Below are 15,346 nucleotides of genomic sequence, written 5' to 3'. Positions count from 1 at the left end.
TTTTGAGCCGTTTTCCGCACGTCGCCCTTCTTTCTGTCGCCATCCCTCTCGCCACGGCAACGCAAGTCAGCGCGGCGGAGTTGTCCGACCTCTTCTATCTCGACGTTTCCGGCGGGCCAGCGGCGCTGATGCTGCACATGAATGACGACGCGATGGACGATCTGATCGCCAACACCTACTGGGGCATAGACGGGCGGCTGGGCATCTGCAGCGAAGGTCCCTTCAATATCTGCGCCGGCATCACCGGGTTTTCGAGCCTCGGCAGCACGTCCGCGAGCCTGTCGCAGCGCTACGGGACCGGCACCAGCGAAACCCGGTTCTCCTCGATCGGCGGTTATGTCCAGGGCAAGGCCAATCTCGGCGTTCTCACCATCTCCCCGTTCGCGGGCTACCGGCAGCTTTACGGCGAGGTCGAGACCAGCTCATCGCGTTTCGGCTACCAAAGCGAGGATATCGATACCGGCGCGTTGTTCGGCGGGCTGGAAACCAGCGTCAAATTCATACCGACCGGCCTGGAACTCGGCGCCCGCATCGAATATGGCGCCTCCACGGACAACGCGGCGGCCGATGATTTCGACTACGGCCTCGGCAGCGCCTTCCTGCGCTATAAATTCTAGCTATTTTACGCCGGCCCGATCAGGCGGGCGAGGTCTCCGAGCGTAAAGCCGATTTCCTTTACCACCAGCCACCACAGCGCGAACACCACGGCCGAAACCGCCGAGGTCCATAACACCACGCGCCAGGGACGGAATTTGTGCGGGGCGCTCTCCGTGGTGCCGGGCACGATGTCGCCTGCCTCATCCTGGGTCCTGAGGCCGAACGGCAGCACGGCGAACAGGGTGATCCACCAGATCACGAAATAAACGGCAAACGCGGAAAACAGCGACACGTATCAACCTCCGACCGGATGGGCGCCGACGTTCTATCGCAATTCGTACCGGCCAGACATAACCGGTCCGCCGCTTGCGCCACCCTGCGGCCCCTCCTTAAACCGTTTACCCCACTTAAGGCAATGATGGGAACCATGCGGGGAACAACGCATTACCGGATGAGAAGCGCAACAGCACAAGTTCGGAGGCAGACATGGCCGGCAAGGCACAACAGAAGGCGGTCGCCAAGGCAATCCTCGAGCGCTATCCCGAGAGCTACGCGGAAGCGCTCCGCATCGATGTCGGCAAAAACACGCCAGCTCCTCTCTATCAATGGCTTCTGTGCTCATTGCTGATGAGCGCGCGCATCAACGCCAACCAGGCCCGGCAGGCAGCCGCAGCGCTTTTCGACGCCGGCTGGACGACGCCCGAAAAGATGGCGGCGACGACATGGGAGCAACGCGTCAAGGTTCTGAACGAGAACGGCTACGCCCGTTATGACGAGAGCACCGCCCGCTATATCGCCGACACGACGGAGATCATCACTGATCGATACGCGGGCGATCTGCGCAATCTCCGCAAGGAGGCGGACAACGATCCGGTGCGGGAAAGAGCGTTGCTCCAGCAATTCAAGGGCATTGGCAAGGTCGGCGCGGATATCTTCTTCCGCGAGGTCCAGGTCGCCTGGGAGGAATACTACCCTTTCATCGATCGCAAGGCGGCGGACGCAGCCGCCGATCTGGGGCTCGACGGCGAGGCGCTGGCGGATTTGGCCGGCAAGCGGGAAAACCTCCCCCGCCTGCTGACCGGACTTGTGCGCGCCGAGCTTGACGACGCGAAAGACGCCATACTGGCGGCGGCAGCCTGATACGGCCGTCGCCTCGCCGATCAGAAGCAATCGGCGAGCAACGCTTTGGTGTTCTCCAGCGTCATCGCGACCGGGTTGCCGCCGGTGCTCGGGTCTTCCATGGCCATTGCGGCCAGTTCATCGATCCGGTCCGGCTTGATGCCCATGGCCGACAGCGTGTCGGGCACGTGGAGGGCCGACCTGAACTCCAGAACGAAGTTGTAAAAACCTTCATAACCACCTGAAATTTGTAGATAATCTGCGGCCAGCTTCAGCCTGCCTTCGATCTCCTCGCGGTTGAACCGAAGCACGGCCGGCATCACGACGGCATTGGTCATGCCGTGGTGGGTGTTGTAGACCGCGCCGATGGGATGGGAGATCGCGTGGATCGCGCCGAGCCCCTTCTGGAAGGCGACGGCGCCCATGGCGGCTGCGCTCATCATCTCCGCGCGGGCGTCGATATCGTTGCCATCCGCATAGACGCGCGGGAGATTGTCCTTCACCAGCCGCATGCCCTCAAGCGCGATCCCCTGCGACATCGGGTGGTAATGCGGCGAGCAATAGGCCTCCAGGCAATGCGCAAGCGCATCGAGCCCGGTGCCAGCCGTGATCACCCTCGGCATGCCGACGGTCAGTTCCGGGTCGCAGATGACGATGCCCGGCAGCAGCTTCGGATGGAAGATGATCTTCTTCACATGGGTTTCGGAATTGGTGAGGACCCCTGCCCGGCCGACTTCAGACCCCGTGCCCGCCGTGGTCGGCACCGCGATGATCGGCGCGATCTTGCTGGCATCCGCCCGCGTCCACCAGTCGCCGATATCCTCGAAATCCCAGACCGGACGGGTCTGGCCCGGCATCATTGCTACCAGCTTGCCGAGATCGAGACCGGAACCACCGCCGAAGGCGATCACGCCGTCATGCCCGCCATCGATATAGGCCTTCACGCCGGCGGCGAGGTTGTTTTCGTTCGGATTGGGATCGACCTCCGAAAACAGGCCGGCCTCAAGCCCGCCATCGGCGAGGATCGCCAGCGCTTGTCTCGTGATCGGCAGGCCGGCCAGCCCCTTGTCGGTGACCAGCAGTGGGCGCCTGATGCCGAGGCTGTTGCAGGCATCGGCGAGTTCGACGATCCGGCCTGCGCCGAATTTTATGGCGGTCGGATAGCTCCAATTGGCTCTCGGGCTCATTTCGTGACTTTCTTCAGATGATAGGATTTCGGCCGGGTGAGATTGTGGAAACCGATGACGGAGAGCGATCCGCCGCGTCCGGTATTCTTGCAGCCGGTCCAGCACAGGCCGGGATCGAGATAATCGGCGCGGTTCATGAAGATCGTGCCGGTTTCGATCCGCGCGCCCAAGGCCGCCGCGCGGTCGGCATCCTCGGTCCACAGCGACGCGGTCAGCCCGTACTGGCTGTCATTCATCAGTTCCAGCGCCTCCTCATCGGAGGACACCTTCATGATGCCGACGACCGGGCCGAAGCTCTCCTCGCGCATCACGCTCATCGAGTGATCGACATCGACAAGCACCTGCGGCGCAAGATAGGCGCCGCCGTCATCTTGCGGAAACAGCGCCGGATCGATCAACGCCTTGGCGCCGGCGGCAACCGCGTCCGCGATCTGCTGGCGCACCACGGCGGCGAACCGCTTGTGCGCCATCGGGCCGAGCGTGGTTTCGGTGTCGAGCGGATTGCCGAGCTTGTAGGCCGAGGCAAACGCCACCGCCTTTTCCACGAAAGCGTCGTAGAGGCTGTCTATCACATAGATGCGCTCGATGCCGCAGCAGCACTGCCCGGCATTGAACATCGCCGCATCCATCAGTGTCGCGACGGCGGCGTCGAGATCGGCGTCGTCCATCACATAACCCGGATCCTTGCCCCCAAGCTCCAGCCCGAGCGGGGTGAAGGTGCCGGCTGCGGCCCGCTCCATTTCACGACCGCCTTCAACGGAACCGGTGAAGTTTATGAAATCAAAGGTTTTTGCGGCAATCAATTCGCTGGTGGTCGCATGATCGAGGAACACATTCTGGAACAGGTCTTCCGGAATACCAGCCGAGACAAAGGCTTTCACGATCCGCTCGCCGACCAGCAGCGTCTGGCTGGCATGCTTGATGATCACCGCATTGCCGGCAATCAGCCCCGGCACGATGGTGTTGATCGATGTCAGATAGGGGTAGTTCCAAGGCGCGATGACGAGGACGACGCCATGCGGCTCGCGGGCGATGTAACGGCGAAAATTGCCGCTGTCCTCGACCTCGATCGGCGCCAGCGCCTGTTCCGCGATCTTCGCCATATGGTCCGCGCGCTCGTTGACGCCGCCGAACTCGCCGCCATAGCGCACCGGCCGGCCCATCATCCAGGCCAGTTCCTGCACCACCTCGTCGCTCATGGCGTTGAGCGCCTTCACGCCCGCCTGCACTAGCGCGATCCGCTCGGAAAGCGGCCGCGCGGCCCACGCCTTCTGCGCCGCGCGCGCCCTGGCAATGGCCGCCTTCGCAGCCTCTGCCGAAAGCGCCTCGCGCTCGGCATAAACCGATCCGTCGACCGGCGAAATACATTGGATCATTGTCATGATCATCGTCCTGTTGTCTTGATAATCTCGTTTCGGTCGCGCCGGTTCCGATCAGGCGCGCTCGAACCCGCGCGCCACTTCCCAGTCGGTGATGCGGCGGTCATATTCTTCCTGCTCCCAGTCCGCCGCCCGGCAGTAATGGTCGATCACGTCGTCGCCGAGGGCAGCGCGCAGCATGTCGGAGCCGTTCATGGCCTCGCGCGCTGCGCGCAGGGTCTTCGGGATTTCGCGGACATCGGCGGCGCTGCCATAGGCGTCGCCGACATAGGGCTCCTCCAGCGTCATTTCCTTTTCGATCCCGTCCAGCCCCGCCGCCAGAAGCGCCGCAAAGGCGAGATAGGGATTGAGGTCCGCGCCGCCGACCCGGCATTCGATGCGGATGCCCTTGGAATGGTCGCCGCAAAGGCGGAAGCCGGCCGTGCGGTTGTCCTTCGACCAGATCGCCTTGGTGGGCGCGAAGGTGCCGGCCATGAAGCGCTTGTAGGAATTGATATAGGGCGCCAGGAAATAGGTGATCTCGGCGGAATGGGCGAGCAGGCCGGCAACATAATGCTCCATCAGCTTCGACATACCGAACCGCCCGTCGGGATCGTAAAACAGCGGCGTCTTGCCGTCCTTGCTCCACAGCGACTGATGGACATGCGAGGAATTGCCGGCGGCATCGTAATTCCACTTCGCCATGAAGGTCACGGCCTTGCCCTTCTGCCAGGCGATTTCCTTGCAGGCATTCTTGGCGATCACGTGGCGGTCGGCCATGGTCAGCGCATCGGCATAGCGCACGTTCAGTTCCGCCTGCCCCGCATCCGCCTCGCCCTTGGTGTTTTCGACCGGAACGCCCGCGCCCTGCAGGCCGTTGCGGATCGCGCGCATCACATCCTCCTCCTTGGTGGTCTGGAGAATGTGGTAGTCCTCGTTATAGGCGCTGGAGCGGGTCAGTCCGCGATAGCCGGATTGCTGTGCGCTCTCGAAGGTCTGGTTGAACAGGAAGAATTCCAGTTCCGTCGCCATGAAAGCGCGGTAGCCGTGCTCTTCCAGCCGGGCGATCTGTTTCTTCAGGATCGCGCGCGGCGAATGGGCGACATCCGCATGGGTGGCGTGGTCTGAAACATCGCACAGCACCAGCGCCGTGCCTTCCAGCCAGGGCACGCGGCGCAGCGTCGAAAGATCAGGCGTCATGGTGTAGTCGCCATAGCCGGAAGCCCAGCTCGTCGCGGCATAGCCTTCGACGGTGTGCATCTCCATGTCGGTCGCCTGAACGTAATTGCAGCTATGCGTCTCCTTGTGGGCGCTGTCGACGAAATGCGTCCCCGTGAAACGCTTGCCCATCAGGCGGCCCTGCATGTCGATCTGGCAGACGAGAACGGTGTCGATGCTGCCGTCCGCGACATCTTTCTTCAGTTGGTTGAATGTGTATTCCGCGCTCATCGGGCTTATCCTGTGGTTCATGCGATCGTCCGGAGCAGGAACACTCCGGACGATCGGTGTCAATGGTGCCGCTGCCGACGGCGGCCTGGGGCGGGTAGTTGCGTTGTTCGCGACCCCGCCCCTTGTTCCGCGTCACCCTCGGGCTTGACCCGAGGGTCCAGGCAGCGTTTTCCGTGTCGCCTGGATACTCGGGTCAAGCCCGAGCATGACACTGGAAAGGGACGAGGTCATGAACGGAGGCCCTCGCCTCACGGCCGCGACCTCGATCAACCGGCGCGGTAGGGCGGGCCGGCGGCGTTCATGTCGGCCTGATACTGCTTCAGGATCTTGACCACTTCCGCCGTGCGGTCGGTCTCGGCGGCGATCTCGTCCCAGAAGGCATCGGCGGCATCCTCGACCGTCTTCCATTCCGCTTCCGGAATGGTGGTCAGTTCCAGCTTGTCGCCATGGGCGCGAAGCCGCGCCTCGCCGCCCCAATACCAGTGCAGGCGATGCAGGTGTGAACTATCCGTGCACATGCGGAACAGCACCTTCAGATGCTCCGGCACCTCCGCCCATTTGTCGGAATTGACGAAGAACGAGCCGCACCAGCCGCCGGAGATATTGTTGGTCAGGAAGTAGTTGGTCACATCCGCCCAGCCGACCGTGTAGTCCTCGGTAATCCCCGACCATGCCAGGCCGTCAAGTTCGCCAGTCTGCATGGCGACCTGCACGTCTTCCCATGGCAGCGTGACCGGCACGACGCCGAACTGCGACAGGAACTTGCCCGCCGTCGGGAAGGTGAAGATGCGCAAGCCTTCGAGATCGGACAGGCTCTTGACCGGATTGACGGTGGCGAAGTTGCACGGGTCCCAGGCGCCGGCGGAGATCCACTGCACGCCGACTTCCGAATAGGCTTTTTCCCATATATCGGCGAGGCCGTATTCGTAAAACAGCGTCGGCACATCGAGGCTGAATTTCGAGGCGAAGGGGAAGTAGCCGCCAAACACCTTGATATCGAGCGGCGAGTTCATCGAATCGTCGTCGGACTGAACGGCATCGATCGTGCCGGCCTGCATGGCGCGGAACAGTTCGCCGGTCGGCACCAGCTGGTCGGCGGTGAAGAGCTGGATCTCCATCTCGCCGTTCGCCGCCTTGTTGAAGTTGTCGATGCAGTCCTTCACCACATGTTCGGCCAGCGCCGGACCGGCATAGGTCTGGAGCCGCCAGGTTATCTTGCTCTGGGCGCGCACGACGGCGGGCGCGGCAAGCGCCGAGGCGCCGGCCGCGGTCGCAAGGCCCGCATTCCTGAGAAATGTACGTCTGCTGTTCATGTCCGTTTCCCTCTGTTTTGTCGAAACCCGGCCTCATGCCGCATTTCGCATTTTCCCGGCTAAGCCGGCTCCAGCGCGCCGTCCGCTCCCTCAGCGCGCATAGACAAGGTTCGGCAGCCACAGCGCGATCTGCGGGAATGCCGTGACGATCGCCAGACCGATGATCATGATGATCACGAACGGCCAGACGGAGCGGTAGATATCGACAAGCGATATTTCGGGCGGGGCCATGGCCCGCATGAGAAAGAGATTGTAGCCGAAGGGCGGCGTCATATAGGCGATCTGGCAGGTAATGGTGTAGAGCACGCCATACCAGACGAGATCGAAGCCCAGATGACCGACCAGCGGCACGTAAAGCGGCGCGACAATCACCAGCATCGCCGTGTCGTCCAGGAAGGTGCCCATGATGATGTAGGAAATCTGCATCAGGATCAGGATTTCCCAGGGGCCAAGCTCCCATTTTTCGAGCAGCAGATGTTCCAGCGCCCTCACCGCGCCAAGCCCGTCGAACACCGCGCCGAAACAGAGCGCTGCAACGATGATCCACATGAACATGCAGGAAATGCCGAGCGTCTGCTCCATGGTCTTGTTCAGAAGCTTCCACGTCAGGCGGCGCTTCACAAGGGCGGCGACCAGCGCCGACAGCGCGCCGATGGCCGCACTTTCGGTGAGGCTGGTGACGCCCATCAGAAACAGGCCCATCATCAGGAAGAAGATCAGGAACGGGATGATTCCGGCGCGCAGCAGCTTTAGCTTTTCGCCGAGCGGCATGTCGCGTTCTTCCTTGGGAAGCGCGGGCCCGAGCGCCGGGTTCATGCGGCAGCGGATGACAATGTAGATCACGAACAGGGCCGCGAGCATCAGGCCCGGCAGCGCGCCCGCGACCCAGAGCTTGCCGACCGGCTGGCGGGCGATCATGCCGTAAAGCACCAGCACCACGCTCGGCGGCACCAGAATGCCGAGCGAGGAGCCGGCCTGAATGACGCCCGAGACCATGATCTTGTCATAGCCGCGCCGCAGGAGCTCCGGCAGCGCAATGGTCGCGCCGATCGCCATGCCGGCGACCGACAACCCGTTCATGGCCGAAATCACAACCATCAGCCCGATGGTTCCGACCGCAAGGCCGCCCGGCAGACCGCCCATCCAGACGTGGAACGCCTTGTAGAGGTCTTCGGCGATGCCCGATTCCGACAGCATGTAACCCATGAAGATGAACAGCGGCAGCGTCAGCATCGGATACCACTTCATCAGCTTCATGCTGGCCGAAAAGCCGAGCTCGGTGCCGCCGGTGCCCCAGAGCGCGGCCGCCGCAACAACGCCGACAAAGCCGATCGCGGCGAACACGCGCTGGCCGGTCAGCATGGTCATCATCATCGAGAAGAACAGCAGAAGCGCGATCATTTCATAGGAGAGGTTCATGCCATTTCCCTCCCCAGCGCCTTCGCCAGGTCCTTGAAGAAGATCGATGTCGTCTGCAGGAACATCAGGAATATGCCGAAGACCATGACGATCTTGATCGGCGCCATATAGGGCGACCAGCTCGAATAGGAGGTCTCACCGTATTTCAGGGCGTACTCGGTAGAGGACACGCCGCCGATCAGCAGGAAGATCAGATAGGTGAACAGCATGATCACGGTGACGGCATCGACCGCCGCCTTCTGGCGCGGCGTCCAGCGGCCATAGATCAGGTCCATGCGCACATGGCTGTCGAGCTGCAGCGAATAGGCGCCGCCGAGAATGTAATAGGCGGTCATCACGAACTGCGCCATTTCCAGCGTCCAGAGCGACGGATTGAACATGGTCTTCGACACCGACGACCACAGCAGAATGCCCATCATCACGAAGACCAGCCACATCGCGATGCGCCCGACCACCCGGTTGAAGCCGTCGACATAGCGCACATAGGTCCTGATCGCCTGCGGCATCACGCGGCCTCCCCTTCAAGGCACTGGCCGAGAAGCCCGGCGATGAAGCCTGCGGCCTTCGCCTGCCCGACCGCATCGGCGATCAGGTCATTGCGGATTTCGATCATCACGTTGAGGAGCCGACGCGGCAGCCCATGGCGGCGCAGCGTGTGGGTTACGCCATCGACCGGCGCATAGGGTTCGTTACGGCGCACGTCGTATCCGCCCGCGACCTTTGCCAGCATGCAATCGGCAAGCCGGCTGTCGCTGTCATGCAGAATGCCGATCTCTACGTCACGCGTGACGCCCTTGAAGACCGGCGTGAAGGAATGGATGGTGACGATCACGGGCGAACGCCCGGCATTCTGGCGCGCGACAAACAGGTCATCGATCGCCTTGTGGAACGGGTGGTAGAGCGCTTCCGCCCGGGCGGCGCGTTCGGCGGTACTCAGACCACGATTGCCGGGAACCTCGAAGACTTCGCTGATCTCGGGAATGGCATCCTTCGCCTCCGGCGGCCGGTTGCAGTCATAGGCAAGCCGCGAGAAACGCTGGTGAATAAGGGTGGCGTCGAGCGCTTCACTGAGCAGCATGGCAACCGCCAGCGCACCGGGGTCCCAGGCGATGTGGCTTTCGAGAAGCTCTTCGCTCAGCCCCATATCGCCAAGGCTCTCCGGAACACGCCGGCTGGCATGTTCGCAGATCAGCACGATATCGCTTTTTGCTTCCGCGCGTTCGATGGCAACAGGCGCACCGTCGCGGGGGCTCAAGAGCCCCGACATTTCCAGCATCCGATCCCCTGATTTTTGTATTTCTTGTTTTGTAAATAGTTCTTCAGAACGCTGGCGTTGTCAATCGCAGTCTGAAAACTTCTCTTCATTTTTGCCATTGACGGAAATGGTGCCGCATCTCTTAATGAGCGCGAAACATGGAGCAGAGCGTGAACGAACCAGTCCGGACAGTCGCCGACATTATCGCCGCCAGCTATGAGGGGCTGACGCGGTCGGAGAAGCGGCTGGCCGACACGATCCGGGAGAACTATCCGGTCTCCGGCCTCGGCAGCATCACGACGCTTGCCGAAAACGCCGATGTGTCCACGCCGACGGTCGCCCGCATGGTGCAGAAGCTCGGTTTCAAGGGCTATGGCGAGTTTCAGGCGCGGCTTCACCAGGAGCTGGAGGCGACGCTTTCCAACCCGATCGCGAAACATGACCGGCTCGCCCGCAACGTGCCCGAAACCCATATCCTGAACCGCTTCGGCGAGGCCGCGATCGACAATATGCGTCGGACGCTTTCCCAGCTCGATCAGGCGACCTTTTCAGGCGCCGCCGAGCTTCTCTCCGATCTCGATCGCGCCGTCTATTTCGTCGGCGGCCGCATCACCGGCGCGCTGGCGAGCTATTTTTTCACCCATATGCAGGTGATCCGGCCGAAGACGACGCTGATGTCGTCCAACTCCTCCTCATGGCCGCAGCACATGTTGAACATGGCCAAGGGCGATGTGCTTGTGATCTTCGACATCCGCCGCTACGAGCAGGACATGGCGGTGCTGGCGCGGGTGGCGAAGGAAAACGGGCTGGAAATCATCCTGTTCACCGACCAATGGGCCTCCCCGGTCGCCAAATTCGCCCGCCACACCTTCCGCGTCCACATCGAGGTCCCGTCCGCCTGGGACTCCTCGATCGTCACCCTGTTCGTGGTCGAGGCACTGATCGAGGCGGTGCAATCGAAAAGCTGGGACAAGACCCGCGAACGCATCAGCGTGCTGGAAGGGCTGTTCGAGCAGAGCCGGCTGTTTCGTAAGCCGGGGTGAGAGGGCTCTGCGGATGCGCAAATCGGATCAATCCACTGGGCCGGTAATCTGCCGCGCAAGCGTTGCGGTCGTCTTCTGACGATCGAGCCTTGTTCTGCGCTGCAGCCCACAATCTCTCCCCTTGAGGGAGAGATGCCCCGACAGGGGCAGAGAGGGGTGAACCCTTTCCGGGAGCACGGAATATGCGGCTTTTAGGGCTTACGCCCTCTACCCCTCTCTGTCGCTTACGCGACATCTCCCCCTCAAGGGGGGAGATTGTGGCTGCGAGGCTTCTGCCCCAAAAACAACGTCCTCAAAAGACTGAGCCGTCGCTGCTAGTCGGGACAAATCCCCCCATATCGTGAACGCTCCGTCGACCGGATCGGCCATCGCCGCCGGGCTCGCGCCTCGCTATATTGGATTTAAGCAACCAACGAGGTTTCCCGTCATGTCAGACAAAGCGCGCCTTCCCGTCCTTTTCATCCCCCACGGGGGCGGTCCGTGGCCGTTCATGCACGGCACCGAGGGCCAACTTCCCGATGACGACCCGTGGAAGGAACTGGAGATTTTCCTGAAAGGCCTCGACGCCTCACTGGGCCGCCGCCCGAAGGCGGTTCTGGTGATTTCTGCGCACTGGGAAAAGGTCGACAGGCTGACGGTCTCGACGGCAGCAAAGCCGCCGATGCTGTTCGACTATTACGGCTTCCCGCCGCATACCTATCAGCTCGACTACCCTGCCCCCGGCGCGCCCTTCATCGCCGAGCATGTCCGCGACGTGCTGCGCGAGGCCGGCATCGAGACAGCGGCGGATTCCGAACGCGGCTTCGACCACGGCGTGTTTATCCCGTTCATGATGATCTATCCGCATGCCGACGTGCCGATCATCATGATGTCGCTCGATCCGGACCTTTCCGCCGAAACCCACTTCCGTATAGGTCAGGCGTTGGAGCGCTTGCGCGACGAGGATATCCTGATCGTCGGCTCGGGGCTTTCCTACCACAACATGCGCATGTTCCGCCGCCGGGATGCCGACCATGAGCAGGCCGCCGCCCGTTTCGACGACTGGCTGACGGAGGCCGTGGCGATCGAGAACCCGGTGGCCCGCGCCGAAAGGCTTGCCGCGTGGAAAGACAACCCGGACGCCCGCGCCGCCCACGTACCCGACCACGATCACCTCGTGCCGGTGTTTGCCGCTGCGGGCGCTGCCGGCCCGGATGCGGGCGAGCGCATCTTTCGCGGCGAATATCTCGGCAAGCCCTATTCCGCCTACCGCTTCGGCTAACCCGCTACGCCAGCTCGAAGCGCGGCGCGCGATAGCCACGCAGATGGGCAGTGACGATAATCAGAACGATAATGGCCATCGCCTGATGCGTCAGCGCGATCGGCAGCGGCATCATCGTCACCAGCGTGATGATGCCGATCACGGCCTGGATCAGCACGGCGGCCAACAGGATCAGCGCACCGCGGGCATGCTGGGACAGTTCCAGATCGAGCCCGCGCGCCACCGCGCTGCGCCACTCGATGACGAAATGCGCGAGCGCCAGAAGCAGCAGCACATAGCCGCCGCAGCGATGTGCGAACTGCACCGTTTTCGGGTTTTCGAAGAAATTGATCCAGCCCGGCTGATGCAACAGCAGACCGCCCGGCACCACCGCCCCATCCATCAGCGGCCAGGTATTGTAGGCAAGGCCGGCATCGAGACCCGCTACCAGCGCGCCGAGATAAAGCTGCACGAAGGTCGCGACCAGCAGGATGACGGCAAGCCAGTGCGCGCCGCCGACATGCTCATGCTTGCGCGGGGTGAGCCCGCGGCCGATATAGACGCATGAGGCAATGATCAAACAGGCCATGATCAGATGCACCGCGAGCCGGTACTGGCTGACGTCTGTGCGCTCCGACAGGCCGGACGACACCATCCACCAGCCGATGAAACCCTGAAGCCCGCCGAGCGCCAGAACGCCGACAAGCGGCAATCCCAGTCCCTTGGGCAGCCGGCCGGTAATCCAGAACAGGAACAGCGGAACGGCGAAGATCAGCCCCACTGCGCGCGCCAGCAACCGGTGCGCCCATTCCCACCAGAACAGCCCCTGGAATTCGGCCAGCGACATGCCCTTGTTCAGAAGCTGATATTCCGGAATGCGCTTGTAGAGCTCGAACTCTTCCTGCCACTGAGCCAGATTGAGCGGCGGGATCACGCCGTGCAGCGGCTTCCACTCCGTGATCGAAAGCCCGGAATGGGTGAGCCGCGTCGCGCCGCCGACGATCACCAGACAGAACAGCACCAGCACCACGAAATAGAGCCAGCCCCGCACCATGGCGGCATTGAACCGGAGTTCCTCCGCGCTCCACGTGATGTTTTTACCAAACGCCATCATTCCTGCTCCGCTCGCTTTGCCATTTGCGCCGATCTGGCTTACGCAGTTCACACCTGCCGCTCAACGGCATAATCTCGGACACCCAAGGAGGGCATTGCCGCCGTGCCAGTCAGATTGCGCAAATTCATCGGGACGATCGCAATCGTCACCCTCGTCATCGTCTATGCACTGACAGCCACCATGCTGGCAACCGTCGTGCTCGACGGCCGCTCCCCTGTCGCCGCCCTGATCTATTTCGTCCTCACCGGCCTTCTGTGGATCATCCCGGCGATGTTCATCATCAAATGGATGGCGGGCCCGCCGGCAGACCGCGAGTGAAGGCCGCGACAATTATTGCGGATTGCGCGGAACCGCCGAAGATTTGGCACATTGGACATGGTAAGAGAAGATTTGAACTTCACGGAAGGCTTCGATGACCACACCGCACCAAATCCGCGCCGCCCGCGCGCTCCTCGGCCTCTCGCACGACCAGGCCGCCGCCTTGACCGGCATTGACCGCGACCTTTTGTTGCAGGCGGAAGACGACGCGGCCGAGCGCGATCTCGCCATCGCCGACGCGCTTGAAAAGGCATTCGTGAAGCAGGGCATCGTGTTCATCGAGGATGGCGAGGGCGGCTTCGGCCCCGGCGTCCGGCTGAAGCAGCAGATCGGCAAGTGCGGCAGTATTCGGCCGGAGAATTTGAATTCGGCCAACGACGGGTGACAGCGCACTGGCAACAGGGTTCAAGCCCTATCGCCACATGGCCTTCAGCGGGCGGCTTCTGACGTCATCAAGAGGAAGGCGTCCGCCAAGTGGCCTCGTCATCCTGGTAAGCAGTTCCCCACACTCCGGGTCATCCTCGGGCTTGACCCGAGGATCCAGGAAATACGACGGGCACTTACCAAAATATCTTTTTGATCAATGGCTTAAGCCGCATGGATGCTCGGATCAAGTCCGAGCATGACCCGTATGGGAAGGCTGGAGCAGACAAACAGCTGTGCGTCTCCGGCTATGTCAACCAACACGCTGCAGCGCTCACGCCGCCGCCTCGCCATGCTCCCCTTCCCCGATCACCTTCGCGGTCTGCTTGGCCAGCACAACTTCCTCGTCGGTCGGGATGATCCGCACCTCGATTCGGCTTTCCGGTGCTGAGATGATGGCGGCGTTGGCCTGGTTGGCCTCCTCGTCGAGCGTCACCCCGATCCAGGCCAGCCGGTCGCAGATCATCTTGCGTATGACCGCGGAATTCTCGCCGATGCCGGCGGTGAACACCAGCGCGTCCATGCCCTCCATGCTGGCCGCCATCGACGCGATTTCGCGGGTTGCGGAAAACACGTAGAGCGCGATCGCCTGGGCGGCATACGGTTCGTCGCTCGCAAGCAGGTCGCGCAGGTCCGGCGAAATGCCGGAGACGCCGAGCAGGCCGGAATCATAATAGAGCATGTGTTTGAGATCGGCGGGAGAAAGCCCCTCGGTCTCGATCAGCGCCAGCACCAGGCCGGGGTCGACCGTGCCGGAGCGCGTTCCCATCATCAGCCCGCCAAGCGGCGTCATCCCCATCGTAGTGTCGACGGCCTTGCCGTTGCGCATGGCGCACAGGCTGGAGCCGTTGCCCAGATGCGCCACCACGCTGCGCTTGCGCGCCAGATAGTCGGAAATCTGGTGGAGGCGTTCCGCGATATAGGTATAGGACAGGCCGTGAAAGCCGAAGCGGCGATAGCCCTTGTCGCCATAGCGACGCGGGATCGGATAACGCGCCGCGCGCTCGTCAATGTTGACGTGAAAGGCGGTATCGAAACAGGCGACCTGCGGCAGGTCGGGCCGGATCTTGCGGAACAGCTTGACCGAGGCAAGATTGGCCGGCTGGTGCAGCGGCCCCATCGGCACCAGCGTTTCCAGATAGTCAAGCACGGCATCGTCCAGCAGCACCGGCGCGGAGAACCGCTCGCCGCCATGCAGCACGCGGTGGCCGACGGCGCGCAGCGGGTTGTTGACGGTATAGGGTACGATGATCTCGAAGATGCGCGAGAGCATGTCCTCGCGCATATTGTCTTCCAGTTCCAGGTCGAGATCGGCGATTTCCTTGCCGCTCGCCTCCTTGACCGTCAGATGCGGGGTGGCGTTGAGCCCGTCGAACTGACCGCGCAGAATGAGCGTAAACTGCTCGCCATGCACTTCATAAAGACGGAATTTCAGGCTGGAGGAACCGGCGTTCAGCGCCAGAATGCTGCCGTTCATAGTGACTTTCCATAATGTAGCGCACACCGCCGCC

At 62.3% G+C, this 15,346-nt stretch carries 16 protein-coding genes; 6 read left to right on the top strand and 10 right to left on the bottom strand.

Translation table 11 applies throughout. From position 1 onward, the window contains the following. Nucleotides 1-2 precede the first annotated feature (2 nt). Complete coding sequence (locus Mame_RS12835; protein WP_155122104.1) at nt 3-617, top strand: hypothetical protein; 615 nt, start codon at nt 3-5, stop codon at nt 615-617. A gap of 5 nt (nt 618-622) precedes the next feature. Here the strand turns inward: Mame_RS12835 and Mame_RS12830 are convergent, their stop codons facing one another. After that, complete coding sequence (locus Mame_RS12830) at nt 623-889, bottom strand: DUF1467 family protein (protein ID WP_018066974.1); 267 nt, start codon at nt 887-889, stop codon at nt 623-625. A gap of 194 nt (nt 890-1,083) precedes the next feature. On the opposite strand from Mame_RS12830, the gene Mame_RS12825 reads away from it, so the two are divergent. Beyond that, nucleotides 1,084-1,737: an HhH-GDP family DNA glycosylase gene (locus Mame_RS12825; RefSeq protein WP_018066973.1), complete on the top strand. Its 654-nt coding sequence runs from the start codon at nt 1,084-1,086 to the stop codon at nt 1,735-1,737. Nucleotides 1,738-1,757: 20 nt separating this feature from the next. Here Mame_RS12825 and Mame_RS12820 read toward each other — a convergent pair whose 3' ends face one another. From Mame_RS12820 to Mame_RS12790, 7 genes are all read right to left on the bottom strand, one after another. Further along, nucleotides 1,758-2,903 (bottom strand): iron-containing alcohol dehydrogenase, encoded by a 1,146-nt coding sequence (locus tag Mame_RS12820; RefSeq protein ID WP_018066972.1) that lies wholly within the window; start codon nt 2,901-2,903, stop codon nt 1,758-1,760. After that, nucleotides 2,900-4,285 (bottom strand): aldehyde dehydrogenase family protein, encoded by a 1,386-nt coding sequence (locus Mame_RS12815; RefSeq protein ID WP_026173858.1) that lies wholly within the window; start codon nt 4,283-4,285, stop codon nt 2,900-2,902. The genes Mame_RS12820 and Mame_RS12815 overlap by 4 nt, the downstream gene beginning before the upstream one ends. 51 nt (nt 4,286-4,336) lie before the next feature. Beyond that, nucleotides 4,337-5,710, bottom strand: a complete 1,374-nt coding sequence (locus Mame_RS12810; protein WP_018066970.1) for a glutamine synthetase family protein — start codon at nt 5,708-5,710, stop codon at nt 4,337-4,339. Nucleotides 5,711-5,976: 266 nt separating this feature from the next. Beyond that, nucleotides 5,977-7,023, bottom strand: coding sequence for a TRAP transporter substrate-binding protein (locus Mame_RS12805; protein WP_018066969.1), 1,047 nt, complete (start codon nt 7,021-7,023; stop codon nt 5,977-5,979). Between the two features lie 90 nt (nt 7,024-7,113). Further along, on the bottom strand, nt 7,114-8,442 hold the full coding sequence (locus tag Mame_RS12800) for a TRAP transporter large permease (RefSeq protein ID WP_018066968.1): 1,329 nt from the start codon (nt 8,440-8,442) through the stop codon (nt 7,114-7,116). Continuing rightward, a complete protein-coding gene (locus Mame_RS12795; RefSeq protein ID WP_018066967.1) occupies nt 8,439-8,948 on the bottom strand; it encodes a TRAP transporter small permease subunit in 510 nt (169 codons plus the stop codon). Before Mame_RS12795 ends, Mame_RS12800 begins: the two co-directional genes overlap by 4 nt. Then, nucleotides 8,948-9,709, bottom strand: coding sequence for an N-formylglutamate amidohydrolase (locus Mame_RS12790; RefSeq protein WP_026173857.1), 762 nt, complete (start codon nt 9,707-9,709; stop codon nt 8,948-8,950). Before Mame_RS12790 ends, Mame_RS12795 begins: the two co-directional genes overlap by 1 nt. A 146-nt stretch (nt 9,710-9,855) precedes the next feature. Between Mame_RS12790 and Mame_RS12785 the strand changes: the two genes are divergently transcribed. Together Mame_RS12785 and Mame_RS12780 are read left to right on the top strand one after the other, a co-directional pair. Then, nucleotides 9,856-10,740 carry a MurR/RpiR family transcriptional regulator gene (locus tag Mame_RS12785; protein ID WP_018066965.1) on the top strand — a complete coding sequence of 295 codons (885 nt, stop codon included), beginning with the start codon at nt 9,856-9,858 and terminating at the stop codon, nt 10,738-10,740. A gap of 427 nt (nt 10,741-11,167) precedes the next feature. Continuing rightward, complete coding sequence (locus Mame_RS12780; protein ID WP_018066964.1) at nt 11,168-12,001, top strand: DODA-type extradiol aromatic ring-opening family dioxygenase; 834 nt, start codon at nt 11,168-11,170, stop codon at nt 11,999-12,001. Nucleotides 12,002-12,005: 4 nt separating this feature from the next. Here the strand turns inward: Mame_RS12780 and Mame_RS12775 are convergent, their stop codons facing one another. Then, nucleotides 12,006-13,094: a COX15/CtaA family protein gene (locus Mame_RS12775; RefSeq protein WP_018066963.1), complete on the bottom strand. Its 1,089-nt coding sequence runs from the start codon at nt 13,092-13,094 to the stop codon at nt 12,006-12,008. 102 nt (nt 13,095-13,196) lie between these two features. Between Mame_RS12775 and Mame_RS12770 the strand changes: the two genes are divergently transcribed. Both Mame_RS12770 and Mame_RS12765 read left to right on the top strand, forming a co-directional pair. Then, nucleotides 13,197-13,412, top strand: coding sequence for a DUF2842 domain-containing protein (locus tag Mame_RS12770; protein ID WP_026173855.1), 216 nt, complete (start codon nt 13,197-13,199; stop codon nt 13,410-13,412). Between the two features lie 94 nt (nt 13,413-13,506). Continuing rightward, entirely contained in the window at nt 13,507-13,797 is a 291-nt protein-coding gene (locus Mame_RS12765) for a helix-turn-helix domain-containing protein (RefSeq protein WP_018066961.1), read from the top strand. Nucleotides 13,798-14,109: 312 nt separating this feature from the next. Here the strand turns inward: Mame_RS12765 and Mame_RS12760 are convergent, their stop codons facing one another. Beyond that, nucleotides 14,110-15,312 (bottom strand): acetate/propionate family kinase, encoded by a 1,203-nt coding sequence (locus Mame_RS12760; protein WP_018066960.1) that lies wholly within the window; start codon nt 15,310-15,312, stop codon nt 14,110-14,112. Nucleotides 15,313-15,346: the final 34 nt, after the last annotated feature.

It is taken from the genome of Martelella mediterranea DSM 17316, from assembly GCF_002043005.1.
Taxonomy (GTDB): domain Bacteria; phylum Pseudomonadota; class Alphaproteobacteria; order Rhizobiales; family Rhizobiaceae; genus Martelella; species Martelella mediterranea.
This window is presented reverse-complemented; position numbering and strand designations above follow the sequence as displayed.